The following is a 25,476-nucleotide window of genomic DNA, read 5'->3' on the forward strand; positions in this document are numbered from 1 at the left end:
GATCTGGCGGCGCCGGTGCGCCATGCCCGTCCCTGGTCCGGAACCGTCCGTGATCGCCCGCGGCGCCGGCACGGGGACCAAAGATCATGCCGTTGAAGTGGTTTCTGCTCGCCATCCTGTTGGCCTTCGACGGACTGTTCCTCGCGGCGGTCATCGCCAAATATCGCGAAACCCGGCGCGCACGCCTTTGGATCGCGACCCCCGGCACCATAAAGGCGTCGGCGTCGCAGGCACGGCGGGTCAAGCGCGCATCGGGAAGCGGCCGGCCGGTCATCGAGGACAGCGAGATCCGGAACTTTGCCGCCGTGCGCTACGAATTCCGCGCCAACGGCCGCACGTTCAGCGGCAGCCGGATCAGTCTCGCCGACGACCTCGGGAACCATCAGGTCGCCGAGAAGCTGCGCCGCTATCCGGTCGGGGCCAGCGTCACCGTGTTCCATGACCGCGACCGGCCGGATGCCTGCGTGCTCGAACGCGACATGCCGGGGCGCGCGTTCGAGGTCGCCATCCTCGCCGGCGTCCTCGTCGGCATTTGCGGCGTGCTGTTCGCCCTCGTCAGCGGCGGTGTGGTCTCGGGCCCGGGCCGGCTTGCGCCGAAGAGGGACCACGCCCCCGCAGCCCTCTTCGCCGCCGCGCTCGGCCTGTGCGCCGCCTGGATCGGCTTCGCTCTCCATCGCCGCGGCGCGGCGACCCGCGCATGGCCGGCAACAACCGGCGAAATCATGTCCTCCGCCGTCGAGGGCGTCAGGATCCGCTTCACCTTCAACCCGTTCCGATATTTCGGCGCGGGACGGGTGTTCCGGCCGCGCACCATCTACACCTACCGCGTGGCCGGGGTGGCGTATGAAAGCGACCGGACCAGCTTCGGCGCGCAGAGCTATGCCAGTTTCCGCCTGCTCGCCGATCGCGGCGCCGCCCGCTTCGAGCCGGGCCAGCCGGTCGCGGTGTTCTATGATCCCGCCAGGCCGGAGCAGGCGGTGCTGATCCGCGGCGCGCCGGGACTGTTCGTGGTCTGGCTGGCCGCGGCCGGGCTGTTCGCCATCGCGGCGGGGCTGGCCGGCCTGGTCTGAACCCGGGCCGCGATCCTTTTCATGCGGCGCTCCGCGATCGGTGGCGGCGCCGATTTGCGGCGAGGCCGCCGCCCCGGAGGGGTGGGGATCAGACGGACCAGATCTCGCTGTTGGAGGCCTTGCGCACGTAATTCACCAGGAAATCGGCGAAGACCCGGATCTTGGCCGGCAGGCGCTCGCGGTTTTGGTAGGCGATGTTCATGGTGAGGGTCGGCAGTTGCCAGTCGAGCAGCACGGGCACGAGGCGCCCGGCCTTGATGTCGTCCTGGACGATGTAGAGCGGCTGGATGAGGATGCCGAGGCCCGCCAGCGCCGCCTGGCGGATCACCTGCCCGTCATTGCAATCGAGCGCGCCGGTGATGCGCACGGTCCGCTCCACGTCGCCCTTCGTCAGGCGCAGGGAGAAGGGATCGGCGGCGAGATTGTAGACCAGCATGTCGTGGTGGGTGAGGTCGGCGGGCTCCTTGGGCCGGCCGCGCCCCTCCAGATAGCCGGGCGCGGCCGCCAGCACCCGCCGCATGCGCCCGAGCCGACGCACGATGATGTTGGTGTCGGGCTCGTGCAGGCGGGTGCGGACGGCGACGTCGATGCCGGCCTCGATGAAGTCCAGGTAGCGGTTCGCCACGGCGATATGGACGTTGAGCTTGGGGTAGAGCCGGCGGAACTCCGGCAGCATGGGCGCCAGATAGATCGTCGCGAACGACAGGGAGCTGGTCACCCGCAGCAGGCCCTGGGGCGAGAGCGTGTGCTCGTTGACCGCCTCCTCGGCCTCGGCCAGCTCGCTGAGCAGGATGCCGCTGCGCTGGAAGAACTCCTGCCCCGCCTCGGTCAGCCACAGCCGGCGGGTGTTGCGCTCGATCAGCCGGGCCGAGAGGCGCTCCTCCAGCGCGCTCAGGTGGCGGCTCGCCGCCGCATTGGACATGCCGAGCACTTCCGCCGCCCGCGACAGGCTGTGCAGCTCCGCCGTCTTCACGAACACCTCGATCTGGGTGAGGCGATCCATATTTCCGCTCTCCGCAAAAGACCGTTCCGAAAATTCGGGTTTATTTCCGCGCTGCGCAAGTCAAAACTCATATCCAACGAAAGACCAATACGGTCGAGGAAACGCCAAATGATCGGTCCGATCCGACACATCGTGATGTGGCGCGTGAGCGGGGACACGCCGCAGGAACGCACCGCGGCCCGGCTGAAGGTGAAAGCGGCGTTCGAGGGCCTGCGCGGCCGCATCGAGGGCATGACCCACATCGAGATCGGCCTCGACGTCAGCGCCGTGGACTATGCCTGCGACGTGGTCCTCGTCACCGAATTCGCCACCCCCGCCGACCTCGAGGCCTATGCGAGCCACCCCGAGCACCTGCGGGTGCGGCGCGAGCTCGCAGACCTGCGCATCGCCCGGTTCCAGGTGGACTACGCGCCCGACGAGAGCGCGGGCGAAACCGCAACCGCCGAGATCGCCGCGCCGCGCCTGCACAGCGACGCCCTCGCCGGCGAATAGCCCGCGACCGCCCTATTCGGCCCCCTCAAGGGACACCGCGCCATGATCGAGACCTTCACCTACGAGGCCCTGCCCATCCGCGTCCGCTTCGGCCGCGGCACCATCGCCGAGGCCGGCGCCGAGGTGGCGCGGCTCGGCGCCGGGCGTGCCCTCGTCCTCACCACGCCGCAGCAGGCGGCCGAGGGCGAGCGCCTGCGCGCCCTTCTCGGCCCGGCCTTCTCCGGGCTGTTCCCCGGCGCCACCATGCACACGCCGGTGGAGGTGACGGAAGCGGCTCTTTCGGCCCTGAAGGACGCCGGCGCCGACTGCATCGTCGCCCTCGGCGGCGGCTCCACCACCGGCCTCGGCAAGGCGCTGGCCCTGCGCACCGGACTGCCGCAGCTCGTCATCCCCACCACCTATGCCGGCTCGGAGATGACGCCGATCCTCGGCGAGACGCGGGAGGGGCGCAAGACCACCATCCGCTCCCTCGACGTGCTGCCCGAGGCGGTGATCTACGACGTGGACCTCACGGTGGGCCTGCCCCCGGCCCTTTCCGCCACATCGGGGGTCAACGCCATCGCCCACGCGGTGGAGGCGCTCTATGCGCGGGACCGCAACCCGGTGATCTCGCTGATGGCGGAGGACGGCATCCGCACCCTGTCCTCGGCCCTGCCCATCCTCATCCACGAGCCGGCCAACATGGAGGCCCGCACCAAGGCGCTCTACGGCGCATGGCTCTGCGGCTGCTGCCTCGGGGCGGTGGGCATGGCGCTGCACCACAAGCTCTGCCACACCCTCGGCGGCACCTTCAACCTGCCCCACGCCGAGACCCACACCATCGTGCTGCCGCACGCGGTGGCCTACAACGCGCCGGCGGCACCGGAGGCCATGGCGGCGATCACCCGCGCCCTGGGCGCGCCGGACGCGGCGCAGGGCCTGTTCGACCTGGTGCGGGCGCTGCGGGTGCCGCGCGCCCTGTCGGAGATCGGCATGCCGGCCTCCGGCATCGAGGCGGCGGCGGACATCGCGGTGGAGAACCCCTACTGGAACCCCCGCCCGGTGACCCGCGACGGCATCCGCGACCTCATCGCCCGCGCCTATGCCGGCGAGCGGCCGAGCGCGGCCAGCCGCGCCGAAGAGGCGGCCTGAGCCATGGCCCGGCGCATCCTCATTCGTGGCGCGACCCTCCTCTCCATGGACGAGGCGGTGGGCGACCTTCCCACCGGCGACATCCTGGTGGAGGGCGATCGCATCGCCGCCATCGCCCCTGCCCTCGCGGCGGACGATGCGGAGGTGGTGGACGCCACGGGGCGCATCTGCGTGCCCGGCTTCGTCAACGCCCACATGCACACCTGGCAGACCGGGCTGCGCAGCCTCGCCGCCGACTGGACGCTGCTGGAATATTTCCGCTGGGTGCATGCGGGCCTCGCCACCCGCTTCACCCCCGACGACATCGCCATCGCCACCCTGGTGGGCGCCCTCGGCCAGATCGATGCGGGCACCACCACCCTGGTGGACTGGTGCCACAACAATCCCACCCCCGCCCACACCGACGCGGCGGTGGAGGCGCTCGCCGAGAGCGGCATCCGCGCCGCCTTCTTCCATGGCTCGCCCAAGCCCGATCCCCAGCCGGGCCAGCCGCACTTCTCCGAGGTGCCGCACCCGCGCGCCGAGGTGGATCGGCTGCGGCGCGGCCGTTTTTCCAGCACTGACGGGCTGATGACCCTGGGCCTCGCCATCCTCGGCCCGCATTATTCCACCCTGGAGGTGGCACGCGCCGACTTCCGGCTCGCCCGCGAGTTCGGCCTCGTCGCCTCCATGCACCAGGGCGGCGGCGCGCCGAAGACGCCGGGTGGCTGGGAACGGCTGATCGAGGACGGCCTCGTCGGCCCCGGCATCAACGTGGTGCACGGCAATGATCTTTCCGACGAGCTGTTCTCCCGCCTCGTGGACCTCGGCGCCTCCTTCTGCGTGACGCCGGAGAACGAGATGACGCAGGGCCACGGCTTCCCGGTCACCGGCCGGCTGCTGAAGCGCGGCGCGGCCCCCTGCGTGGGCGTGGACCTCGAATCCGTGCTGGCCGGCGACATGATGGGCGTCGCCCGCATCGCCCTCGGCATGCAGCGCGCCCTCGACAATGCCGAGAGCCGGCGGGAGAGCGGCGCGATTCCGGCCACCTCCACCGTGCGGGTGCGGCAGGCGCTGGCGTGGATCACCATCGAGGGGGCGCGGATGCTGGGGCTCGACCACCGCATCGGCTCGCTCGCCCCCGGCAAGCAGGCCGACCTCACCCTCATCGACGCCCGCGCGCTCCACCTCCAGCCGGTGCATGATCCGGTGGCCACCGTGGTCATGCAGGCCGGCCGCGGCGACGTGGAGGCGGTGATGATCGCCGGTCGGTTCCGCAAGCAGAACAAGACGCTCGACGCGCCGGGGATCGAGACGAAGCTGGCGCGGCTCGCGGCCTCCGGGGCGCGCATCGTGGACGAGCTCGGCCTCAACCGGTCGGCGGCCTAGGGAGAGACGGATGGCTGAAACACCCACCATCGGCTGGATCGGGCTCGGCAAGATGGGGCTCCCCATCTCCAGCCGCATCGCCGCCGTCGGCCGCGACATCGCCGGTTACGACCGCGACCAGGAGCGCATCGCGCAAGCCGCGAGCGGCGGCGTGAAGCCGGCGGCGACCCTGGCGGAAGCCGCCGGGCGCGACATGGTCTTCACCTCCCTGCCGGACGACAGGGCGCTCAAGGCCGTCGCCCTCGATGGCGACCTGTTCGCCGCCATGCGCAAGGGCGCGATCCTGGTGGAGACCTCCACCGTGAGCCCCGGCATCTCCGCCGAGGTGGCCCGGGCGGCGGACGGCCACGGAGTCGCCTACCTGCGGGCCCCGGTCTCCGGCAACGCGGCCATCGCCCACACCGGCAACCTCACCTGCTTCGTCTCCGGCCCGCGCGCCGCCTTCGAGACGCTGCTGCCGGTGGCGCAGGATTTCACCCGCGCCCAGAAGTATCTCGGCGAGGCCGAGGAAGCCCGCTACGCCAAGCTTTCGGTCAACCTGATGATCGCGGTCAGCGCCGCCATGATGGGCGAGAGCATCGTGCTGGCCCGCAAGGGCAACCTGGGCTGGCAGGACATCCTCGACGTCCTGACCAACAGCGCGGTGGGCTCGCCCATGGTCCACTACAAGGCCAAGAGCCTGGAGACGCGCGACTTCAACTCCACTTTCTCCTGCCGGCAGATGGCCAAGGACCTCGACCTCATCGTCGGGGCCGGCCACGCCGCCGAAATGGCCCTGCCCCTCGCCACGCTCACGCGGGAGATCTACGGCGCGCTCATCGGGCGCGGCGAAGGCGAGACGGACTTCATCGCCACGGTCCGCCTCGCCGAATGGCTCGCCGGCCTCGGCGAGCCGGACCTCGACACCAACGACGGGAGGCTCGCATGAGGAATTTCGACCAGAACTCCATCACGCAGGCCGTGCTGGAACGCGTCGCCGGCGCGAGCGACCCGCGCGTGCGCCAGATCAGCGAGGCGCTGGTGCGCCACCTGCACGACTTCATCCGCGAGGTGCGCCCCACCCAGGCCGAATGGGAAAAGGGCATCGCCTTCCTCACCGACACCGGCCACATGTGCTCGGACACGCGGCAGGAATTCATCCTGCTCTCGGATACGCTCGGCGTGTCCATGCTGGTGGACGCCATCAATCACGACCACCAGACCGCCGTCACCGAGAGCACCGTGCTCGGCCCCTTCTATGTGGAAGGGCCGCCGGAAGTCGCCTGCGGCACCGACATCTCCGGCGATCTCGCCGGCGAGCCCATGTACGTCTCGGGCACCGTCGCCACCGCCGACGGCACGCCGCTGGCCAATGCCATCGTCGACGTGTGGCACTCCGACGAGGACGGCTATTACGACGTGCAGCACACCGGCGAGGAGGCCGGCCTCGTGGCCCGCGCCCGCCTGCGCAGCGACGACCAGGGCCGGTTCCATTTCTGGTCCATCCGGCCGGCGGCCTATCCGATCCCGCATGACGGGCCGGTGGGCAAGATGCTGGAGGCGCAGGGGCGCCATCCGTGGCGGCCCGCCCACGTGCATTTCATGATCGCGGCGCCGGGACACGAAAAGCTCGTCACCCACGTCTTCGTTGCCGGCGACCGCTACCTCGACTCGGACGCGGTGTTCGGCGTGAAGGATTCGCTCATCCGCGACTTCACCGCCCATCCCGCCGGCACGGCGCCGGACGGGCGGGCGATGGATCGCCCCTATTGCGCGCTCACCTACGATTTCCGCCTCAACCCGGTGTCGGAAGCAGCATCGCAGGCGGCCTGAGCACACAGATTTTCGCGAGACGGAGAACCCGAAAAACGGGCCCGGCGCGGAGGGAGGAACAGATGTCTGCCCACCAACCCACAGGCGGCCTGCCGATCGCCGGCGAACAGGTCCCGCCGATCCTGGCGCGGCTCGTCGAGATCGTCGGGCCGCGTGCCACCGTGGCCGCCGGCATCCGCGCCGGCCACGGCCACAGCGAGGCCTACCACGCCGCGCGCCCACCGGACGTGGTGGTCTTCCCCGAGACGCGGGAGGAAGTGCAGGCCATCGTCGGCGCGTGCCGCGACCTGCGCGTGCCTCTCGTGCCCTTCGGCGCCGGCACCTCCTTGGAGGGCAACACCGCCGCGCTCCAGGGCGGGGTCTGCCTGGACATGGGACGCATGAACCAGGTGCTCGCGGTGCATGCGGAGGACATGGACGTGCGCGTCCAGCCCGGCATCACCCGCAAGCAGCTGAACGCGCAGCTGCGCGACTCCGGCCTGTTCTTCCCCATCGATCCGGGGGCGGATGCCTCCATCGGCGGCATGGCCTCCACCCGCGCCTCGGGCACCATGGCGGTGCGCTACGGCACCATGAAGGACAACGTGCTTGCCTTGGAGGTCGTCCTGCCCGACGGCCGCCTCATCCGCACCGCGCAGAGGGCGCGCAAGTCGGCCGCCGGATACGATCTCACCCGCCTGTTCGTGGGAGCGGAAGGCACGCTCGGCGTCATCACCGAGGTGACCCTGAAGCTGCATCCCCAGCCGGAGGCCATCTCCTCCGCCGTCTGTGCCTTCCCCGACCTGAAGGCGGCGGTGGACACGGCCATCGCCGTCATCCAGTCCGGCGTGCCGGTGGCACGCATCGAGCTGCTCGACGACGTGATGATGCGCGGCATGAACCTGCATGCGAAGCTCGGCCTGCCCGAGGTGCCGCACCTGTTCTTCGAGTTCCACGGCTCCAAGGCCTATGTGGCCGAGCAGGCCGGGACGGCCGCGGCGCTGGCCGGCGAGTTCGGCGGCCTCGGCTTCCAGTGGGCGACGACACCGGAGGAGCGCAGCCGCCTCTGGCAGGCCCGCGACAACACGCTTTATGCCGGCCTCGCTTTGCGCCCTGGCGCCCGGGCCATGATCACCGACGTGTGCGTGCCCATATCGCGCCTCGCCGAGTGCCTGGTCGCCACCGCTAAGGACATCGCGGAGAGCGGCATCATCGCGCCCGTGGTCGGCCATGTGGGCGACGGCAACTTCCACCTGCTCGTGCTGCTCGATCCGGAGAGCCCGGCGGAACTGTCCCGCGCCAAGGCGTTCAACGAGCGCCTCGTGCGCCGCGCCATCGCGCTCGACGGCACCTGCACCGGCGAGCACGGCATCGGCCTCGGGAAGATGGATTTCCTCGAACTGGAGCTGGGCGAGGCGGTGGACGCCATGCGCCTCGTGAAGGGCGCCCTCGACCCGCTCGGCATCATGAACCCCGGCAAGATCTTCCGGCCCGCCGGCCCCAACCACGGAGAACAGCCATGAGGGCGGTGATGGCGAAGACGCCACGCCTCGAACTGGCGGCCCCGGCCATACCGGGCACGCCGCTGCTGGAGCTGAAGGGCATCTCGAAGACCTTTCCCGGGGTGAAGGCGCTGGACGACGTGTCCTTCGCCGTCTGGCCGGGCGAGGTGCACATGCTGCTGGGCGAGAACGGCGCCGGCAAGTCCTCGCTCATGAAGGTCCTTTGCGGCGCCTACCAGGCGGACGCCGGCGAATACTTCCACGCGGGCGCGCCGGTGGAGATCCGCTCGCCGGCCGATGCGCGCCGCCTCGGCATCGCGGTGATCTTCCAGGAATTCTCCCTCGTCCCGTATCTGGACGTGGCGCAGAACATCTTCCTCGGCCGGGAATTCCCCTCGAAGATCCCCGGCCTCGTGGACCGCCGCCGCCTCTACCGCGAGGCCAAGGCGGTGCTCGATCGCATCGGCCTCGACGTGGACCCGCGCACCAAGGTGCACACGCTGGGCGTCGCCCAGCAGCAGATGGTGGAGATCGCCAAGGCCCTGTCCCAGGACGCCCGCATCCTGGTCATGGACGAGCCCACCGCCGCGCTGTCCGACCGTGAGACCGAGCGCCTGTTCGAGGTGATGCGCCAGCTTCAGGCGAAGGGCGTCGCCATCGTCTACATCTCCCACCGCATGGCCGAGGTGTTCGCTTTGGGCGACCGCATCACCGTGCTGCGCGACGGCAAGCTGGTGGGCCGCGCCTTGCCCGGCGAGACCACGCCGGACGAACTGGTGCGGATGATGGTCGGCCGCAACGTGGACATGACCTACCCGCGCCGCTTCGCCACCGAACCCGGCGAGGTGGTGCTGGAGGTGACGGGCCTTTGCGCCAAGAACGGCATCGCCGACATCACCCTCAAGCTGCGCGCGGGGGAGATCGTGGGGCTGTGCGGCCTCGTGGGCTCCGGCCGCACCGAGGTGGCCCGCGCCATCTTCGGCGCCGACGAGGTGACCGCCGGCGAGATCCGGCTGTTCGGCAAGCCGAAGACCGGCGGCCCGGACGTGGCCGCCTTCGCCGGCGTCGGCCTCATCCCGGAAAGCCGCAAGACGGAGGGCCTCGCCCTCATCCGCACGGTGAGCGACAACCTCGCCGTCGCCGGCCTGCCGAAGCTGTTCCCCAACATGATGTTCTCGCCCGGCAAGGCACGGCGCTCGGCGGAGGAGCTGATCAAGCGCCTGCGCATCGCCACGCCCTCGCCGAACCAGAGCGTCGCCGTCCTGTCCGGCGGCAACCAGCAGAAGGTGGTGATCGGCAAGTGGCTCGCCGCCGGCACCCGCCTGTTCATCTTCGACGAGCCCACCCGCGGCATCGATGTGGGCGCCAAGTCCGAGATCTTCGCCCTCATCGACCAGCTGGTCGCGGATGGGGCGGCGGTGCTCATGATCTCCTCCGAGCAGGCGGAGATCGTCCATGTCTGCGACCGCGCCTACGTGATGCGCGCCAAGCGCATCGTCGGCGAGCTCGGCCGCGCCGACCTGTCCGAGGAAAACATCGTTCGAATGGGGATGCACGATGAGTGACCAGGCCCTTTCCTCCGCGCCGGCGCGGCTGCGCATCCCGGCGGTGCCGGGCGTCGCCGTGGCGCTCGCCGGCCTCGCCGTGCTGTTCTCGGCCCTGAGCCCCGGCTTCCTCACCGCCGGCAACCTCTCCAACATCCTGGTGCAGTCGGTGATCCTGCTGCTCCTCGCCCTGCCGATGACGCTGATCATCATGACCGAGGGCCTCGACCTCTCCATGGGGGCGGTGCTCACCCTGGCCTCGCTGGTGCTGGCGCTGATCGTGGTCTCCACCCAGTCGCTGGTGCTGGGCCTTGCCGGGGCGCTCGGCGTCGGCCTCGCCTTCGGGCTGGTGAACGGCTGGCTGGTCTCCGTCCTCTCCATCCCGCCCTTCGTCGCCACGCTCGGGACCATGGGGGCGGCGCAGGGGCTGGCGCTCATCGTCTCCGACGGGCAGAGCGTGGTGGGTATCCCGCGCTTCATCCGGCAGGTCTATTCGGGCGAGGTGGCGGGCATACCGACCCCCATCCTCATCGGCGCCGGCTTCTATGCCCTGTTCCACGTGCTGCTCTACCACACCCGCTTCGGCACCTACATCTGCGCGCTGGGCGGCAACCGGGACGCGCTGACGCTGGCCGGGGTGAAGTGGAAGCGCCTGCTCATCGCCGCCTACATGCTGGGCGGGGCCATGGCCGGGGTCGCTGCCCTGCTGATGACCGCCCGCATGAATTCCGGCCACCCCACCGCCGCCATCGGCATGGAGTTCGACGCCATCGCCGCCGTGGCGCTGGGCGGAACCTCCTTCGAGAAGGGCAACGGCTGGATCTTCGGCACCCTCATGGGGGTGCTGACGGTGGGCGTGCTGCGCAACGGCCTCAACCTCTTGGCCGTGCCCTCCTCGGTGCAGGTGGCCTGCATCGGCGCCCTCGTCATCTTCGCCCTCTTCCTCGACGGCATGAGGAGCCACAAGTCATGAGCGTCGCCGGCGACATCTCCACGGGCGCGCCGCGCCTCCACCTCTCGCAGGACATGCAGCAGCTCCTCTACCGGCTGCTGGCGGCGGGCCTTCTGTGCGTGGCGCTGAGCATCGCCACCGATGCCTTCTTCACCACCAACAACATCCTCAACGTGCTCAGGCAGGCGAGCCTCCTGTTCTTCCTCGCCTCGGGGCTGACGCTGGTGATCCTCACCGGCGGGCTGGACCTGTCGGTGGGCGCCAATATCGGGCTGTCCGCCTGCCTCGCCGCCACCGTCATCAAGGCCACCGGCTCGCCGGTGCTCGGCACGCTCACCGGCCTCACCGCGGGCTGCGCCGTGGGCATCTGCAACGGCCTCATGGTGGCGAAGCTGAGGATCCCCTCCTTCATCGCCACCTACGGCATGCTCTGGGTGCTGCACGGCATCACCTATTACTACATGGCGGGGGAGACCATCCACGGCTTCCCCCCCGGCTTCCGGCAGATCGGCTCGGGCTATTTCCTCGGCATCCCGATCCCGGTCTACCTGATGGTCGGCTTCCTCGTGGCCGGCACCCTCTTCGCCCAGCGCACGGTGTGGGGGCAGCAGATCTACGCCATCGGCGCCAACCCCGTGGCGGCGCGGCTCACCGGCATCCCGGTCGATCGCCGCCTGATCCTCGTCTACGCCTTCTCGGGCGCCATGGCCGGGGTGGCCTCCATCGTCTTCCTCGCCCGGCTGAACTCGGCGGAAGGCGACATCGGCGAGGCCATGACGCTGCCGGCCATCGCGGCGGTGCTCATCGGCGGCGCCTCCCTGTTCGGCGGGGTGGGCAGCGTGTTCGGCACCTTCGTCGGCGCGCTGATCCTCACTCTGGTGCTGAACGGCATGAACCTGCTCGCGGTCAATGCGAGCTGGCAACCGCTGGTGACGGGCGTGATCGTCATCTTCGCCGTGTGGCTCGACATGGTCGGGCGCAGGCGAAGCTGAGACAAAGGCATCTGAAGCATAAAAATCGACAACCCGGGAGAAAACACATGCTCAAGCTGACGAAGATGCTCGCGACGGCCCTGCCGGCCGCCCTCTTGTCCACCGCCGCCCTCGCCGACGGCGAGACCATCGCAGTCTTCACCAAGAACCAGACCAACCCCTATTTCCAGACCGTGCGCGTGGGCGCCGACGTGGCCGCCAAGTCCCTCGGCGCCAAGGTGGTGCACTACATTCCCACCAAGCCGGACTCCATTCCCGAGCAGCTCAGCCAGATCGAGGACGTGATCGTCAAGAAGCCGAGCGCCATCGTCTTCGTGCCGGTGGACTACAAGGCGATGGTGCCGGGCGTCGAGCAGATCAACGATGCGAAGATCCCCGTCGTCAACGTCACCGACCGCAGCGCCGGCGGCAAGTTCCTCGCCTTCGTCGGCGCCGACGACTACAGCCTCGGCCTGGAGACCGCCCGCTATCTGCTGAAGACCATGGGCGGAAAGGGCAATGTGGTGATCCTCGAGGGCGTCAAGGGCTCGCTCACCAACATCGACCGGGTGCGCGGCTTCAACGACGCCATCAAGGAATTCAAGGACGTGAAGCTGCTCGCCAGCCAGCCGGGCAACTACCAGCGCCTGCAGGGCCTGCAGGTGATGGAGAACCTGATGCAGTCGCACCCGCAGATCGACGGCGTGCTGGCGGCCAACGACGCCATGGCCATCGGCGCCATCGAGGCGCTGGACGGCGCCAACCGCAAGGCGCAGGTCATCGGCATCAACGGCACCAAGGAGGCGGTGGACGCCATCAAGTCCGGCAAGCTGCTCGCCTCGGGCGACTACAACGGCTTCGTGCAGGGCTGCATCGGCACCATGGTGGCCATCCGGGCGCTGCGCAACGAGGCCATCGTCGGCGAGGTGGTGCTGAAGCCCACCGTGGTCAACGCCTCCAACTACAAGCCCTACGACGTGCCGCTGGACGCCCGCACCTGCCCCACCTGGGAGGAGGCCGCCGCCATGGCCACCAAGACCCCCACCAAGACCAACTGACCGGACGGGACCGCCGTGATGCTCGCACCCCTCGCCTTCAACCATGCGGGTGTCACGGTGCCCGACATCTTCGCCGCCATCGACTGGTATGGCGGCGTGCTCGGCCTCACCCACATCATGGGGCCGCGCCTGCTGGAGGCGCATTCGGCGGCGACGCACGAGACGCCCTCCATCTTCGGCCCGCGCTTCGCGCGGGCCTACCAGGCGCATCTGCTCACCGCCAACGGCACCGGCATCGAGCTGTTCCAGTTCATCGAGCCGCCGGTGGCCGATCGCGATGGCGAAATGGCGTACTGGCGGCCGGGGCCCTGGCATCTGTGCTTCACCCATCCCGACGTGCCATTCATGGCGGAGCGCATCGTCGCGGCCGGGGGGCGCCAGCGCATCGCCCCCACCGTGTTCGTTCCGGGCCGCCCCTGGCAGCTCGTCTATTGCGAGGACCCCTGGGGCAATGTCATCGAGATCATCTCGCACAGCTACGCCGAGATCTTCGCCAACTGGCCCCAGCCCGGCATGACCGAGCCGCCGGTCTTCGTCGCGCGTCCGGCGGACCCGCACCCCGCACCGCATCCAGAACCAGCCTGAGGAAGACACATGCTGTTCGCCATCCACGCCCTCGACCGCGACGGCGCGCTCGACACACGCCTCGCCCACTACGAGGCGCACAAGGCCTTCCTGTCCGATACCTCGACCTTCGGCATCGCCATCGTCATGTCCGGCCCGCTGGTGGCCGACGACGGCGCGACCATGATCGGCAGCCTCTTCCTCGTGGAGGCCCCTGACCGCGCCGCCGTGGAGCGGTTCAACGCCGCCGACCCGTTCCACAAGGCCGGAATCTGGGACCGCGTGACCATCACCGGCTTCCTCCGGCGCCAGGGCTGACGCCGTCCTGACACCTTCGCCTTCCCTCACATCCGCGGATCTCAAGACCCATGACCAGCGAAATACGCCCGGTGCGCGTCGTCGGAATTTCCGGCAGCCTCAGGGCCGCCTCCTACAACACCGCCGCGCTGAAGGCGGCCATCGCCCTCGCCCCCGAGGGCATGACCATCGAAACCGCCGAGATCGGCGACCTGCCGCACTATAACGACGATGTCCGCCTCGCCGGCTATCCGCCGCAGGTGCAGCGCTTCCGCGACCAGCTCTCGGCCGCCGACGCGATTTTGTTCGTGACGCCGGAATACAATTATTCCATCCCCGGCGTGCTCAAGAACGCCATCGACTGGGCCTCCCGCCCGCCGAGCCCGCCGTTCGACAACAAGCCGGTGGCGATCATGGGCGCCAGCATGGGGGTGCTGGGCACCGCCCGGGCGCAATATCAGCTGCGACAGATGCTGGTCTTCCTCAACGCCTTCCCGGTCAACAAGCCGGAGGTCATGATCGGCGCCGCCCAGACCAAGTTCGACGCCGCCGGCGTCCTCACCGACGAGCCGACGAAGGACTTCATCCGCGAGCTGCTGAAGTCCCTGGCCGCCTGGACCGCTCGGCTGCGCTGAGACTGGTCCGGCGGGGGTGGCGGACCAAACGGCGCGCCATGCCGCGACGCGCCGGCCTCAGCCGCCGCGCACCTCCGCGACGAGGGCGCGCAGGCCGGCCAGGTTGAACGGCTTCATCAGGGTGCGCAGGTTCCTCGTGTCGTCCCTGGCGAATTCGGCGTAGCCCGTGGCCAGCACGAACGGCTGGCGGGGCCAGGCGGCATGGACTTCACGCGCCAGCTGCAAGCCGGTCATCTCGGGCATGGCATGGTCCGAGATGACGAGGTCGAAGGTCTCGCCCCGCCGCAGCAGCTCGAGCGCCTGCGCCGCCGAGCCCACGGCGCAGACCACGTGCCCAAGGTCTTCGAGCATGGCCTTCGCCGTCACCAGCACCAGCTCGTCGTCGTCGACGAGGAGGACGCGGGCCGAGGTCCTCGTCCCGTGTTCGGCGGCCACATGGTCGAACCTGTCGGCGTCGGTCCGGGCCTCGGTGGTGGAGGGGAGCCACAACGTCACCTGCGTGCCCACCCCGGGCGTGCTGGCGATCTTCAGTTCCCCTCCGGACTGCCCGATCAGGCCCTGCACCATGGAAAGGCCGAGCCCGGTGCCCTTGCCGATGCCCTTGGTGGTGAAGAAGGGCTCCCGCGCCCGGGACAGGGTCGCCGGGTCCATGCCGATGCCGGTGTCGGCCACGGTGATGCACACATATTCCGCCACGGGCAGGCTTTGCTCCGGGGCGGACGGCAGATGCATCGTGTGCGCCCGGATGAGGAGCGTGCCGCCGTCGGGCATGGCATCGCGGGCGTTCACCGCGAGATTGAGCAGCGCCGTCTCCAGCTGATTGGCGTCCGACTTCACGAAGGGCAGCGGCGAGGCCAGATCCAGCCTGATCTGGATCCGCGGGTCCAGCGAATGCTGGAGCAGCTGGAGCATGCCGTGGACCGTCTCGGCCGGATCGATGGCCTCAAGCTTCAGCTCCTGACGCCGCGCGAACGCGAGCAGGCGCTGGGTGAGGGACGACCCGCGCAGGGCCGCCTGCCGGGCATTCTCGATGAGCGGCGTCACCCGCGGATCGAACGGAATGCGCCGGGCCAGAAGCTCCATGGAATTCAGCACCACCATCAGGAGGTTGTTGAAATCGTGGGCGATGCCGCCGGTGAGCTGGCCGATGGCCTCGATCTTCTGCGACTGGAAGAGGGCGTCGCGGGCGTGCTCGAGCGCCGCCTGGGCCTCCATGCGCTCGGTGAGGTCCCGCGTGACCTTGGCAAAGCCGAGGAGTTCGCCATCGGCGGCGCGGATGGGGTCGATCACCACCTGCGCCCAGAAGCGGCTGCCGTCCTTGCGCACGCGCCAGCCCTCGTTCTCGAACCGCCCCTCGGTGGTGGCGAGGGTGAGCGCGCGGAGCGGCAGCTGCGCGGCCTGGTCCTCCGGCGTGTAGAAGCGGGAGAAGTGCTGGCCGATGATCTCCTCGCTGCGATAGCCCTTGAACCGCTCGGCGCCGGCGTTCCAGCTGGCGACGTGGCCGTCGCGGTCCAGCATGTAGATGGCGTAGTCGGTGATCGCGTCGATCAGGATCCGGTAGCGCTCGTTCTCGTCGAGCCACGAACCCATATGTGCGTTCACGTCCACCTCCGCGGCTGTCAACAGCAGAAAACGCTGCGGAAGGAAATGCGTTCCGCCCACGCCCCGCCTCAGCGCGCTCCGGGATAGAGCGGAGCGAGGCGCGGGGCGGATGCGCGCGCGTGGCCCCGGCGCGCTGCGCGCCGCTCGACGGCGAAGGCCTTGCGGAAGTCGCGCGCCTCCCAGCCGCCGGCGGCGCTGCCGTAAAGGTGCCGGCTGACCTCCTGGAGCGCGCGCGTCATCTCCGGCGTGAGCGGCGCCGCGCCGGGGGCCGCCCCGGACAGGCTCCGCCGCCACGCGAGATAGGCGCGATGCGCGCCGGCCGCGTCCCCCGCGCGGCAGGCCGCCTCGAGCGCGCGCACGGCGGCATCGCCCGGCACCGCCGTTGCGCCCGGTGAAAGGCCGCCGCCCGAACGAACCACCGGACGCGCCGCCGGGCGCCGCTCCGGCCGCCCACGGGCGGCGACGGCGGGCGCCGCCGCCGGGCCGGTGCCAGGACGGCGGAGCCGGAGCGCGATGAACACGCCCATGGCGATCACGACGGCGCCGCCGGCCGCCATCAGCCCCTCGCGCATGCCGCCGGCGACCAGCGACTGCAGGAACCGCGAGGCCCGCAGCCCGATGCCGGTCCCCATGTCCGGGGCTTCCGCGGCGACGGCCCCGGTGTCCGAGCCGGCGCGGACGGGCGGGCCCCCGGCGGCCGGCGCGGCGGCCATGGGGGGAACCGCGCGTGTCGCGGCGGACCCCGCGAAGCGGCTCGCGGCGGCCGGGCCCGGGCGGGCGGCGGAAGGCGCCACGGTGAAGGTCTGCTCGGGCAGCACCGCCATCTCCACCCGGCCGGCCTGCGTGTTCCACCAGGGCACCGAGAGGGCGGGAAGCGTCACCGTGCCCGCCTGCGTCGGCACCACGGACACCCGCATCTCCATCATCGCGCCGGGCGCGCCGTCGACCATGGCCGGCTCGCGCTTCGTTTCCTCCGCATACTGGCGCACATCCTCCACCTCGGGGATGGCGAGGGACGGCAGCTGGTTGGCGCTCGCCCCGAGGGCCGCCAGCGTGATGGTGGAGGTGAGCGCGCCCCCCACCCTGGCCTGGGCCAGGGGGCTCGACCAGACCCGCGTGAGCATCACCGCGCGGGCGGGGAGGAACCATCCGGCGACGCCGTCCGGGCGCGGCTCGACCGTGACCTCCACGGGACTGGAGCGCAGCTCCACCCGTCGCGGGGCATCCGTCGCCGATGCGGGCGGGAGCGACACGACGATGGGCACCGGCAGGATGGTGACGACGCCCTCGCGCTGTGGGCGCAGCACGTAGCGGCGCTCAATGATCCGGTAGCGCTGGCTGCCGAAGGTGCGGGAATAGCTGCGCCATGCCCCCTCGAAGGCGAGCGGCATGCCATCCGCGATCGGCGGCGGCGGCGGCTCGGAGGTCGCCGCGCCCACGCGATCGAACACCCGCACGCGGACCGGGATGTCGCTCAGCGCGAAATAGGGAGGCGTGCCGGCCACATCCACCCGGATGGAGACCGGCCCGTCGTCCGGCGGCCCGGCGACGGGGCCGGGGGCGACCACGATCTGGATCGGCGCGGTGGTCTCGCTCCCCACGCTGAGGGCGGGAATGGTCAGGCGGCCCGCGCGCTTGGGCGCCAGCGTCATGAGCCAGAGCGTGACCGGCGTCTCCCGTCCGTCCACCATGGCGCTGCGCCCGGCCTTGACCCGGTCGAGGATGTCGAAATCCCGGGCGAGCGGCGCCGTGTTGGGGGGCTCCAGGCTGTCCCTCCCCAGCAGGCTGACCAGAAGCTCGAACGTATCGCCGAGATTGACCGGCGGGTTGATCACCTCGGCCTTCAGGGCAGCGGCCGCGGCGCACGGGGCCGCCAGCAGCAGCAGGGGCAGCAGCAGGAGCGCCTGGACCATGGCGCGGCGGGGCGGGCGGCGCACGGCCTCACTTCCCATCATACATGCGGAGCGGGACCCCCGAATAATGTGACTTGATCCGCGCCGACAGCAGTTGGCCGGGATCGTCGGAGATTATGCGCAGCAATTGCTCGCGCAGCATCCGGTCTTCCGCAAGGGACGCCGGCGGCTTCAGCGGGTCCGGCGGCCGCACCACCGTCTGGCGCCCGTCCGACGTGGGCGCGACCTGCGCGGACGTCGTGTCCTTCTGCTCGGAAGACGGTTCCGGCGGCCGGTCCGCGGGCGGCGGGGCGGAAGCGGGCGCGGCCGGCGGCGGGGGAGCCGCCGGCGGAGGAGCGGGTGGGGCGCCCCTCGCGAGCTCGGGCGGACGGCGCGGCGGAAGGGGCGCCGGCGGCGGCAGCGGAGCGTCGGGCGGAGCCTGCGCGCGCGGCGGCGGCTGGCCATCCGCCGGCTTGTCCTGCTGCGGGTCCCCGCCATCGGCACCGCCGCCGGACGGCGGCGAACCGCCCTTGCCGTTGCCCTTCTCCGGCGGCGGCTCCGGCGGGGGCGGCAGGGGCTTGCGCAGCTCGATCTCCTTTTCCACCACCTCCCGGTTGGTCCGGGCGTCGGCATTGGCGGGATCGGCGGCCAGGGCCGCATCATAGGCGGCCACCGCCTCTGCGAGGCGGCCGGCGCGGGCCAGCGCGTTGCCGCGATTATAACTGCCGCCGGGCACTTCGGCGAAGGCGGCGGCCGCCCCTTCATAGTCGCCCGCTTTGTAGAGCGCGGCGCCGCGCAGGGCCGGATCGGTGGAGAGGCGCGCAGCCTCGCCATAGTCCTGCCGGCCATACGCGGCGGCCGCCTGCTGGTCCCGGCGCGACCACAGGTCGTCCCAGCTCTGCGGCGCATCGAGGGGAGCAGCCTCGGCCCGGGGTGCGAAAAGCGCCGGCAGCAGCGCCAGGAGCACCACCGCGACCCACCCGCGGCGGAAGGCGAACGGTGCGAAAAGCAGAGCGAGCAGCAGCAGGAACGGCCCCATTTCCACCCAGGCATCGCCGCCCTGCGCCCCGGAGCCCGCAAGGCTCGGCACCGTGGGACCATCGGCCCCGAGCAGCGCGTCGAGGTCCCGATCGTCCACCGTGAGCGGCGAGAACAGGCCACCGCCGGCGGTGGCCACGGCGGCAAGGCCCTCGCCGGCCGGCGACAGGGCGCCGGACGCCCCCTGCCCCGCTCCGAGGCCGATCGCGCTCACCTCGTAGCCGCCCGCCGCGGCGGCGCGGGCCGCGGCAAGGGTCTTGTCTGGCTCGTCCCCGGCCGTGTCGGCGAACAGGAGGATGCGGCCGCCGCGGGCCCCCGCCCCCTTCAGCAGCGCCACCGCCTTCTCGATGGCCCGGTCGGGGCGCACCGACAGGGCCCGGATGGCGCTGGCGTCGAGATCCGGGAGCAGGCTCGTCACCGTCTTGAGGTCCACCGTGAGCGGCGCCGCCACGAACGGGACGTCCGCATAGGCGATGAGCCCCACCTCGCCCCCGCGCATGCGGCCCACCGCGTCGACGGCCTTGTAGCGGGCCGCGCCGAGGCGCGTGGGGCTCTCGTCCGCCGTCTTCATGGTGGAGGACAGGCTGATGGCCAGGACCAGGGGCTCGATGCGGTCCGGGGCGGGGGCCGGCACCCGCTCCCAGGCCGGCCCCGCCGCCGCGAGGATCGCGGCCGCCCAGCCGGCGAGAAGCAGGAGCACCGGCCAGCGGGCCATGGCCCCCGCGCCCTCGGCGCCCAGATGCACGAGGAGATGGGCATCGACGACGCGCGCCCAGTCCGATCGCCCCGCGCTCATGCGCCGCCAGACCAACACCGCCAGAAGCGCCGCCGGCACGAGCGCGATCAGCCACAGCGGGCGCAGGAAGTGAAAATCCGCGCCGCTCATGGTTCGCCTCCGGCCGCCGCGAGCGGCCTGCGGCCCAGGCCGGGCAGCAGCAGGACGAAGGCGAACAGCAGGCTGAGCCCGATGGCCGCGCCCAGCGGCCAATAATAGAGCGAGGTGACGGGGGTGAAATACTGCGACGCGCCCTTCACCGGCTCCAGCTTGTCGATCTCCGCCAGGGCGTTGGTGGCATCCTCGGCCGAGCGGGCGCGGAAGTACCGACCGCCGGACGAGGTCGCCACGCCCTCCAGCAGCTTTTCGTCGAGGTAGACCGGGATCATCTGAGGCGGCGAGGCGCCCGGCATGAGGGCGTCGGATGCGATCCCGACGGCGTGGATCCTCATGCCCTCGGAACGGGCGATCTCCGCCGCCAGCAGAGGCGAGAGCGAGCCGGCATCGCCGGGGCTGCCCGACAGCACCACCAGGATCCGCTCCTCGGCCTGGTGCCCCTGGAGCCGCCTGACGGCAAGGCCGACCCCGTCGCCCAGCGCGCTGGTGCCGGGCACGCTCGGATCGTTCGCCATGCCCACCGTCGCCTCGTTGACGAGGTCACGCAGGGCGCCATGGTCGAGCGTGAGCGGCGCCTGGAGCGCGGCGCGGTTGCCGAACACCACGAGGCCGATGCGGTCGCCGCCGCGCGCGGCGATGAAGGTCTCGAGCGCGGCCTTAGCCACGCGCAGCCGCTCCCTCGGCAGGCCGTCGCGCGGAAGATCGTTGGCCCCCATGGCGAGGGAGACATCGAGCACGAGCATCACGTCGCGCCCGTCCGTCTCGAGGGGGACCGGCGCGCCGAGCACCACCGGACGCGCGGCAGCGACCACGAGCAGCCCAAAGATGAGCGCCAGCACGGCGAGGCGCACGCCGCGCCAGGCCCCGCTCCCCGCATCGGCGACGCCCGCTCCGGCCAGCGCCGCGAAGAAGGGCACCCGCAGGGCCCCGTCGCGGCGCAGCGGCGCGCGCGGCAGCAGGAGGCGCGCGAGCAGCGGCAGCGGCAGCAGCGCCAGCATCCAGGGCCATTGCAGGGAAATCATGCGCGCGCCCGGATCCAGCGCCGCACGGCGGAGGACAGGCGCGCCGGATCGATGGGCGGCGCGGCGCCGGCATCGGGCGGCAGGTAGGGGGCCAGCGCCAGGAAGGCGGCGGTCTCGGCATCGAAACCGGCCTTGCCGGCGCACAGATACGCGGCCCAGTCGTCGCCGGTCTGCACCATCGCCTTGCCCTCCCCCGCCTGGGCGAGGCGCTTCATCACGCCGGAGGCGGCAGCGGCGAGCGCGCGCGCGTCCCCCGCCGGGGCCGAGCCGGCGCGGGCGTCGAACTCCCTGAGGGCCTGGTAGGCGAGCGTCCGGCGAAACCGCCATTCCCGCACGGCGAGCACCAGCAGCACCAGGACCAGAAGGGCCGCAAGGCCGATCCATCCCGGCGCCGGCGGCCAGAACGGCACGTCGGGCGGGGGATGGATGTCCCGCAGGCCCGGCAAGGCCCCGGTGGCGGCGGGGGTCGCGGATGGCGCCGGAACCGGCGCGGATGGAACGGGAGAGGTCATGCCGCCGGCCGCGTCCCGGCCGCCCGCGCCCGCAGCCGGCCGGGGTGGAGGATATCGGCCGGGTCCTCGGCGGTATCGAGGGCGAGGAAGGCCATGCCGCGCTCGCGGCACAGGCTCTCCACCTTCTCCCGGCGCTGGGCGAACAGCGCGGCGTAGGCGGCGCGCGCCCGGGGCCGCCCCACCTCCAGACGGGCGACCGACACGCCGTCCGACACCGGGTAGACACCCGATGTCGGCAGCGACGTCTCCAAGGTGTCGAAGACGAGAAGCGCCTTCACCTCCCCCCGCAGGGACAGGTGCTCGACCTCGCGCACGGCGGCGGCGTCGAGGTCCGAGAAATCGCTGATGAGGAACACCAGCGTCCCCGGCCGCACCATGGGGCGCAGGCGCAGGAGCGCTTCGGAGAAGCGCGGCTCCGCCCCGCCCGCCGGCTCGGCGGTGGCCTCGGCCACCCGCTTCACGAAGCCGAGGATGCGCCGCCGGCTGCGCTCCGGCTTGAAGGCGGTGATTCCGGACGGCGCCAGCACCAGCCCGCCGACCCGGTCGCCGCCGGCGATGCCCACCCAGGCGAGCAGCGCCGCCGCCCGCGCCGCCAGCACCGACTTGAAGCAGGCGCGCGTGCCGAAGCGCATGGCGCCGCGCGCATCCACCAGGATCAGCACCGGCCGCTCGCGCTCCTCCTGGAACAGCTTGGTATGGGTGCGCCCGGTGCGGGCGGTCACGCGCCAGTCGATGGTGCGGATATCGTCGCCGGGGTGGTAGGCACGGACCTCCTCGAACTCCATGCCGCGGCCGCGATAGGCGGAGCGATGGCCGCCATACTGGTAGGCCCGCACCTTTCCACCCGAGGCAAATCCACCCGATACGCGCGGGCGCGTCGCCACCAGCTCGCCGAGGGACGCGACGACGCCGAAGAGGGGATCGGGGACGGCCATGACCTGTGCCCCGCTCAGCCCACCGGCACCCGGGCGAGCAGCGTCTCGATGAAGTCGTCGCTGGTCACCCCGTCCGCCTCCGCCTCGAAGGTCATGACCACCCGGTGTCGGAGCACCGACCTGGCGATCACCTGCACGTCCTCCGGCACCACATAGGCGCGCTTGCGCCGCCAGGCATGGGCGCGGGCGCAGCGGTCGAGGGCGATGGTGCCGCGCGGGCTCGCGCCATAGGTGACGAGGCCGATGAGGTCCTCGCCGTAGAGCTCGGGGCGGCGGGTCGCCTGCACCAGCTGCAGCAGGTATTCCTCCACCGGCTCGGCCATGTGGGTGGCGAGCACCTCCCGCCGGGCGGCGAACACCACCTCCTGCGCCAGCGGGTCGCCGAACTCGATGGCCTCCCCCTGCGCCTCGCCGCGCACCAGCCGGAGGATCTCCCGCTCGGCGGCCACGTCGGGGAAGTCGATCTTCACATGCAGGAGGAAGCGGTCGAGCTGGGCCTCGGGCAGCGGATAGGTGCCCTCCTGCTCGATGGGGTTCTGCGTCGCCATCACCAGGAACAGGTCGGGCAGCGGATAGGTGACCCCGCCCACGGTGACCTGCCGCTCCGCCATGGCCTCCAGCAGCGCCGACTGGACCTTGGCCGGCGCGCGGTTGATCTCGTCGGCGAGGACGAAATTGTTGAACACCGGCCCGCGCTGGAAGCGGAACGAGCCGTCCTCCGGCCGGTAGATGTCGGTGCCGGTGAGGTCGGAGGGCAGGAGATCCGGCGTGAACTGGATGCGCTGGTCGGTGCAGTCGATGGCCCGGGCGAGGGCCTTGATGGCCTTGGTCTTGGCCAGCCCCGGCGCGCCTTCCGCCAGGAGGTGCCCGTCCGCCAGCACCGCGATCAGCAGCAGCTCCACGAAGGCGGGCTGGCCGAGGATGCACGCATTCATATAGGCCGCGAGCTCGTCGAAGGCCTGGTGGAGGCTCACGCGGTCCAACGCCGGCCGCGCCTTCGCGAAGGCGCCCGGCGCAAAGGCGCCTGGTGCGGGGGCGCCCGTGGCAAGGACCCCGGGGGCGAAGGCGGCGTCGCGTTTCGATGTCATGAAGGCCTTGTCCGGTCTCGGCTGTACCGGCTCCTTATAGCGGTGCGAACGTCGCACTGCAGCAAGCCAAACTTGTGCCTGCGCCGATTTTTCGCGCTGTCAAGCCGCGCGGAGCGGCAACCGGGTCCGGTGCGCGGGCTTATTTGACAGAAAGGCACTGCGGAAATCATCATTCCCGCTCGCGGGAGCGGGAATGTCCGCCGCGTCCGGCCGTGGCCACCGCCTGTCCGGATGAGACATCGGCCGGGCGGCAACCGGGGACCGGTTGAGCCCGCGCCATGGCGGGTGCAGGATCGCCCTCCCCTGCCGGAAAGGTCCCCTTCGTGTCTTCCGCACCTTCCGACGCCCGGCGCTCCGCGCCCGCCGTCGCCCGCAACCGCGGCCCCATCGGCGACCTGCTGCTGCCGCTCCTGCCCCCGTCCGGCGTGGTGCTGGAGATCGCCAGCGGCACCGGCGAGCACGCGGTCCATTTCGCCCGGCGGCTGCCGCACCTGACCTGGCAGCCATCCGACCCCTCGCCGCAGGCGCGCGAATCGATCGCCGCCTGGCTCGCCTCGGAGAGGTTGCCCAACCTCCGCCCGCCCCTCGCCCTCGACGCCGCCGCGGGCGACTGGCCGGTGGGTCCGGTGGATGCGATCGTATGCGTCAACATGCTGCACATCAGCCCGTGGGAGGCCACGCAGGGCCTGATGCACGGCGCCGGCCGGCGCCTGCCGCCGGGCGGACTGCTCTTCATCTACGGTGCCTTCCGCCAGACCGGGGTGCCCACGGCCGCCAGCAACGAGGCCTTCGACCAGGACCTCAAGCGCAACGATTCGCGCTGGGGCCTGCGCCACCTCGCCGACGTGGAGGCCTGCGCCGCCGGCCAGGGCCTGACGCTCGTGCGGGTGGAACAGATGCCGGCCAACAATCTTTCTCTCATCTTCCGCAAGGGCATGACGGTTTCGCCGGATACCGGCGCTGTGCCATAGTCCCGGCGACAGCACGGAAGCCGGAACGGACAGCGGAAGCACCGCCTCAGGAGCGAACATGGCGCGCGTCGTCGATCCCTTCATCAAGGTATCGTCCCCCCGTATCTTCCTGGTGCGGATGATCGTCTTCCTCGCCTTGTGCGTGGCACTCGCGGCGGTGCTGCACCGGCAGATCTTCAGCGCCTTCCTCAACAATCCGGGGCTCAACGGCGTCATCTTCGGCGTGCTCGCGGTGGGCATCATCCTCTCCATCCGGCAGGCGGCCCGGCTGTTTCCGGAGGTGGACTGGGTGAATTCCTTCCGCCTCTCCGATCCGGGCCTGGCCGTGGCGCGCCCGCCGACGCTGCTGGCGCCCATGGCGGCGCTGCTCGGGGACCGGATCGGCCGCATGGCCATCTCCCAGTCGACCATGCGCTCCATCCTCGATTCCATCGGCACCCGGCTCGACGAGAGCCGCGACATGGGGCGCTACCTCACCGGCCTCCTGGTTTTCCTCGGCCTGCTCGGCACCTTCTGGGGCCTCCTGGAGACGGTCTCCTCCATCGGCTCGGTCATCGGCGCGCTGCAGGTGGGGCCCGACGCCGCCTCCACCTTCGAGGACATGAAGACCGGCCTCTCCGCCCCCCTGGGCGGCATGGGCACGGCCTTCTCGTCCTCGCTGTTCGGCCTTTCGGGGTCCCTCGTGCTGGGCTTCCTCGACCTCCAGGCCGGGCAGGCCCAGACCCGCTTCTACACCGACCTCGAGGACTGGCTTTCCACCACCGTGCGCGACCTCGACGAGCCGGCGCGGGAGCGCGACGCGCCGCCCCCGCGCTACGCCTCGGCGGTGGCCGCCGCACCCGCGGCGCCGGCCCTCGCTTTGCCGCCGCCCGTCATCGATATCGACCCTCTCGTCACCGCCATCGGCCGGCTGGAGAAATCGGTGGCGGAAGCCGGCTCGCAGCGCGTCACCACCGCGATGGCGCAACTGGCCGAGAGCCTTCAGGGCCTCGTCACCCACATGCGGTCGGAACAGGCGCTGCTCAAGCAGATGATCGACGCCCAGGGCGCCCAGCAGGAAGAATTGAACCGTCTCGTCCGGCGCCTGGAGCAGGGTCCTTCCGACGCCGGCGCCCGTGGTCCGGGCAAGGGCTGAAGGGGGAGCTG

The 25,476-nt window shown here is 71.2% G+C and carries 23 protein-coding genes and 1 pseudogene; 16 read left to right on the forward strand and 8 right to left on the reverse strand.

What is annotated here, in order from left to right; all coding sequences use genetic code 11:
• Window positions 1-86 precede the first annotated feature (86 nt).
• Window positions 87-1,070, forward strand: a complete 984-nt coding sequence (locus EZH22_RS27615) for a DUF3592 domain-containing protein (protein WP_203193537.1) — start codon at window positions 87-89, stop codon at window positions 1,068-1,070.
• Window positions 1,071-1,158: 88 nt separating this feature from the next.
• Here EZH22_RS27615 and EZH22_RS27620 read toward each other — a convergent pair whose 3' ends face one another.
• The gene (locus EZH22_RS27620; RefSeq protein ID WP_203193538.1) at window positions 1,159-2,073 is read right to left on the reverse strand and encodes a LysR family transcriptional regulator; all 915 of its coding nucleotides are present in this window, start codon (window positions 2,071-2,073) and stop codon (window positions 1,159-1,161) included.
• A 108-nt stretch (window positions 2,074-2,181) separates the two neighbouring features.
• Between EZH22_RS27620 and EZH22_RS27625 the strand changes: the two are divergent.
• The 13 genes and pseudogenes from EZH22_RS27625 to EZH22_RS27685 form a co-directional block, all read left to right on the forward strand.
• A pseudogene (locus EZH22_RS27625) lies at window positions 2,182-2,496 on the forward strand (Dabb family protein); the annotation flags it as partial.
• A gap of 111 nt (window positions 2,497-2,607) precedes the next feature.
• On the forward strand, window positions 2,608-3,696 hold the full coding sequence (locus EZH22_RS27630; RefSeq protein WP_203193540.1) for a maleylacetate reductase: 1,089 nt from the start codon (window positions 2,608-2,610) through the stop codon (window positions 3,694-3,696).
• Window positions 3,697-3,699: 3 nt separating this feature from the next.
• Complete coding sequence (locus tag EZH22_RS27635; RefSeq protein WP_203193541.1) at window positions 3,700-5,064, forward strand: amidohydrolase family protein; 1,365 nt, start codon at window positions 3,700-3,702, stop codon at window positions 5,062-5,064.
• 10 nt (window positions 5,065-5,074) lie between these two features.
• On the forward strand, window positions 5,075-5,992 hold the full coding sequence (locus EZH22_RS27640) for an NAD(P)-dependent oxidoreductase (RefSeq protein WP_203193542.1): 918 nt from the start codon (window positions 5,075-5,077) through the stop codon (window positions 5,990-5,992).
• Window positions 5,989-6,876, forward strand: a complete 888-nt coding sequence (locus tag EZH22_RS27645) for an intradiol ring-cleavage dioxygenase (RefSeq protein WP_203193543.1) — start codon at window positions 5,989-5,991, stop codon at window positions 6,874-6,876. Before EZH22_RS27640 ends, EZH22_RS27645 begins: the two co-directional genes overlap by 4 nt.
• Window positions 6,877-6,938: 62 nt before the next feature.
• Complete coding sequence (locus EZH22_RS27650; RefSeq protein ID WP_203193544.1) at window positions 6,939-8,378, forward strand: FAD-linked oxidase C-terminal domain-containing protein; 1,440 nt, start codon at window positions 6,939-6,941, stop codon at window positions 8,376-8,378.
• Window positions 8,375-9,922, forward strand: a complete 1,548-nt coding sequence (locus EZH22_RS27655) for a sugar ABC transporter ATP-binding protein (RefSeq protein WP_408647653.1) — start codon at window positions 8,375-8,377, stop codon at window positions 9,920-9,922. The genes EZH22_RS27650 and EZH22_RS27655 overlap by 4 nt, the downstream gene beginning before the upstream one ends.
• Window positions 9,915-10,874, forward strand: coding sequence for an ABC transporter permease (locus tag EZH22_RS27660; RefSeq protein WP_203193545.1), 960 nt, complete (start codon window positions 9,915-9,917; stop codon window positions 10,872-10,874). The genes EZH22_RS27655 and EZH22_RS27660 overlap by 8 nt, the downstream gene beginning before the upstream one ends.
• The gene (locus tag EZH22_RS27665) at window positions 10,871-11,845 is read left to right on the forward strand and encodes an ABC transporter permease (RefSeq protein WP_203193546.1); all 975 of its coding nucleotides are present in this window, start codon (window positions 10,871-10,873) and stop codon (window positions 11,843-11,845) included. The genes EZH22_RS27660 and EZH22_RS27665 overlap by 4 nt, the downstream gene beginning before the upstream one ends.
• 47 nt (window positions 11,846-11,892) lie before the next feature.
• Window positions 11,893-12,882, forward strand: coding sequence for a sugar ABC transporter substrate-binding protein (locus tag EZH22_RS27670; RefSeq protein WP_203193547.1), 990 nt, complete (start codon window positions 11,893-11,895; stop codon window positions 12,880-12,882).
• Between the two features lie 18 nt (window positions 12,883-12,900).
• Window positions 12,901-13,467: a VOC family protein gene (locus EZH22_RS27675; protein ID WP_231711590.1), complete on the forward strand. Its 567-nt coding sequence runs from the start codon at window positions 12,901-12,903 to the stop codon at window positions 13,465-13,467.
• 9 nt (window positions 13,468-13,476) lie between these two features.
• Window positions 13,477-13,764: a YciI family protein gene (locus tag EZH22_RS27680; RefSeq protein ID WP_203193549.1), complete on the forward strand. Its 288-nt coding sequence runs from the start codon at window positions 13,477-13,479 to the stop codon at window positions 13,762-13,764.
• A gap of 50 nt (window positions 13,765-13,814) precedes the next feature.
• The gene (locus tag EZH22_RS27685; protein WP_203193550.1) at window positions 13,815-14,378 is read left to right on the forward strand and encodes an NADPH-dependent FMN reductase; all 564 of its coding nucleotides are present in this window, start codon (window positions 13,815-13,817) and stop codon (window positions 14,376-14,378) included.
• A 57-nt stretch (window positions 14,379-14,435) separates the two neighbouring features.
• On the opposite strand, the gene EZH22_RS27690 is transcribed toward EZH22_RS27685, so the two are convergent.
• The 7 genes from EZH22_RS27690 to EZH22_RS27720 all read right to left on the reverse strand — a co-directional run bounded on the left by EZH22_RS27690 (window position 14,436) and on the right by EZH22_RS27720 (window position 23,206).
• A complete protein-coding gene (locus EZH22_RS27690; RefSeq protein ID WP_203193551.1) occupies window positions 14,436-15,980 on the reverse strand; it encodes a PAS domain-containing sensor histidine kinase in 1,545 nt (514 codons plus the stop codon).
• A gap of 68 nt (window positions 15,981-16,048) precedes the next feature.
• Window positions 16,049-17,917 (reverse strand): BatD family protein, encoded by a 1,869-nt coding sequence (locus tag EZH22_RS27695; protein WP_203193552.1) that lies wholly within the window; start codon window positions 17,915-17,917, stop codon window positions 16,049-16,051.
• Window positions 17,918-17,921: 4 nt separating this feature from the next.
• Entirely contained in the window at window positions 17,922-19,796 is a 1,875-nt protein-coding gene (locus EZH22_RS27700) for a VWA domain-containing protein (protein WP_203193553.1), read from the reverse strand.
• Entirely contained in the window at window positions 19,793-20,824 is a 1,032-nt protein-coding gene (locus EZH22_RS27705; protein WP_203193554.1) for a VWA domain-containing protein, read from the reverse strand. Before EZH22_RS27705 ends, EZH22_RS27700 begins: the two co-directional genes overlap by 4 nt.
• The gene (locus EZH22_RS27710) at window positions 20,821-21,336 is read right to left on the reverse strand and encodes a DUF4381 family protein (protein WP_203193555.1); all 516 of its coding nucleotides are present in this window, start codon (window positions 21,334-21,336) and stop codon (window positions 20,821-20,823) included. Before EZH22_RS27710 ends, EZH22_RS27705 begins: the two co-directional genes overlap by 4 nt.
• Window positions 21,333-22,271, reverse strand: a complete 939-nt coding sequence (locus tag EZH22_RS27715) for a DUF58 domain-containing protein (RefSeq protein WP_203193556.1) — start codon at window positions 22,269-22,271, stop codon at window positions 21,333-21,335. Before EZH22_RS27715 ends, EZH22_RS27710 begins: the two co-directional genes overlap by 4 nt.
• A 14-nt stretch (window positions 22,272-22,285) precedes the next feature.
• Window positions 22,286-23,206, reverse strand: coding sequence for an AAA family ATPase (locus EZH22_RS27720; protein WP_203196808.1), 921 nt, complete (start codon window positions 23,204-23,206; stop codon window positions 22,286-22,288).
• A gap of 476 nt (window positions 23,207-23,682) precedes the next feature.
• Between EZH22_RS27720 and EZH22_RS27725 the strand changes: the two genes are divergently transcribed.
• Both EZH22_RS27725 and EZH22_RS27730 read left to right on the forward strand, forming a co-directional pair.
• Window positions 23,683-24,330 carry a DUF938 domain-containing protein gene (locus EZH22_RS27725; RefSeq protein ID WP_231711182.1) on the forward strand — a complete coding sequence of 216 codons (648 nt, stop codon included), beginning with the start codon at window positions 23,683-23,685 and terminating at the stop codon, window positions 24,328-24,330.
• 58 nt (window positions 24,331-24,388) lie between these two features.
• The gene (locus EZH22_RS27730) at window positions 24,389-25,465 is read left to right on the forward strand and encodes a flagellar motor protein MotA (RefSeq protein WP_203193558.1); all 1,077 of its coding nucleotides are present in this window, start codon (window positions 24,389-24,391) and stop codon (window positions 25,463-25,465) included.
• The last annotated feature ends 11 nt before the right edge of the window (window positions 25,466-25,476 follow it).

This window comes from Xanthobacter dioxanivorans (assembly GCF_016807805.1).
Lineage (GTDB): Bacteria > Pseudomonadota > Alphaproteobacteria > Rhizobiales > Xanthobacteraceae > Xanthobacter > Xanthobacter dioxanivorans.

Excerpts from the sequence above, each read along its gene's own strand:
- EZH22_RS27670 (WP_203193547.1), top strand. The coding sequence starts at position 11,893 with ATGCTCAAGCTGACGAAGATGCTCGCGACGGCCCTGCCGGCCGCCCTC.
- EZH22_RS27705 (WP_203193554.1), bottom strand. The coding sequence starts at position 20,824 with ATGATTTCCCTGCAATGGCCCTGGATGCTGGCGCTGCTGCCGCTGCCG.
- EZH22_RS27685 (WP_203193550.1), top strand. The coding sequence starts at position 13,815 with ATGACCAGCGAAATACGCCCGGTGCGCGTCGTCGGAATTTCCGGCAGC.
- EZH22_RS27680 (WP_203193549.1), top strand. The coding sequence starts at position 13,477 with ATGCTGTTCGCCATCCACGCCCTCGACCGCGACGGCGCGCTCGACACA.
- EZH22_RS27635 (WP_203193541.1), top strand. The coding sequence starts at position 3,700 with ATGGCCCGGCGCATCCTCATTCGTGGCGCGACCCTCCTCTCCATGGAC.
- EZH22_RS27650 (WP_203193544.1), top strand. The coding sequence starts at position 6,939 with ATGTCTGCCCACCAACCCACAGGCGGCCTGCCGATCGCCGGCGAACAG.
- EZH22_RS27730 (WP_203193558.1), top strand. The coding sequence starts at position 24,389 with ATGGCGCGCGTCGTCGATCCCTTCATCAAGGTATCGTCCCCCCGTATC.
- EZH22_RS27665 (WP_203193546.1), top strand. The coding sequence starts at position 10,871 with ATGAGCGTCGCCGGCGACATCTCCACGGGCGCGCCGCGCCTCCACCTC.
- EZH22_RS27615 (WP_203193537.1), top strand. The coding sequence starts at position 87 with ATGCCGTTGAAGTGGTTTCTGCTCGCCATCCTGTTGGCCTTCGACGGA.
- EZH22_RS27620 (WP_203193538.1), bottom strand. The coding sequence starts at position 2,073 with ATGGATCGCCTCACCCAGATCGAGGTGTTCGTGAAGACGGCGGAGCTG.
- EZH22_RS27675 (WP_231711590.1), top strand. The coding sequence starts at position 12,901 with ATGCTCGCACCCCTCGCCTTCAACCATGCGGGTGTCACGGTGCCCGAC.
- EZH22_RS27715 (WP_203193556.1), bottom strand. The coding sequence starts at position 22,271 with ATGGCCGTCCCCGATCCCCTCTTCGGCGTCGTCGCGTCCCTCGGCGAG.
- EZH22_RS27630 (WP_203193540.1), top strand. The coding sequence starts at position 2,608 with ATGATCGAGACCTTCACCTACGAGGCCCTGCCCATCCGCGTCCGCTTC.
- EZH22_RS27645 (WP_203193543.1), top strand. The coding sequence starts at position 5,989 with ATGAGGAATTTCGACCAGAACTCCATCACGCAGGCCGTGCTGGAACGC.
- EZH22_RS27640 (WP_203193542.1), top strand. The coding sequence starts at position 5,075 with ATGGCTGAAACACCCACCATCGGCTGGATCGGGCTCGGCAAGATGGGG.
- EZH22_RS27720 (WP_203196808.1), bottom strand. The coding sequence starts at position 23,206 with ATGAATGCGTGCATCCTCGGCCAGCCCGCCTTCGTGGAGCTGCTGCTG.
- EZH22_RS27655 (WP_408647653.1), top strand. The coding sequence starts at position 8,375 with ATGAGGGCGGTGATGGCGAAGACGCCACGCCTCGAACTGGCGGCCCCG.
- EZH22_RS27710 (WP_203193555.1), bottom strand. The coding sequence starts at position 21,336 with ATGACCTCTCCCGTTCCATCCGCGCCGGTTCCGGCGCCATCCGCGACC.
- EZH22_RS27660 (WP_203193545.1), top strand. The coding sequence starts at position 9,915 with ATGAGTGACCAGGCCCTTTCCTCCGCGCCGGCGCGGCTGCGCATCCCG.
- EZH22_RS27700 (WP_203193553.1), bottom strand. The coding sequence starts at position 19,796 with ATGAGCGGCGCGGATTTTCACTTCCTGCGCCCGCTGTGGCTGATCGCG.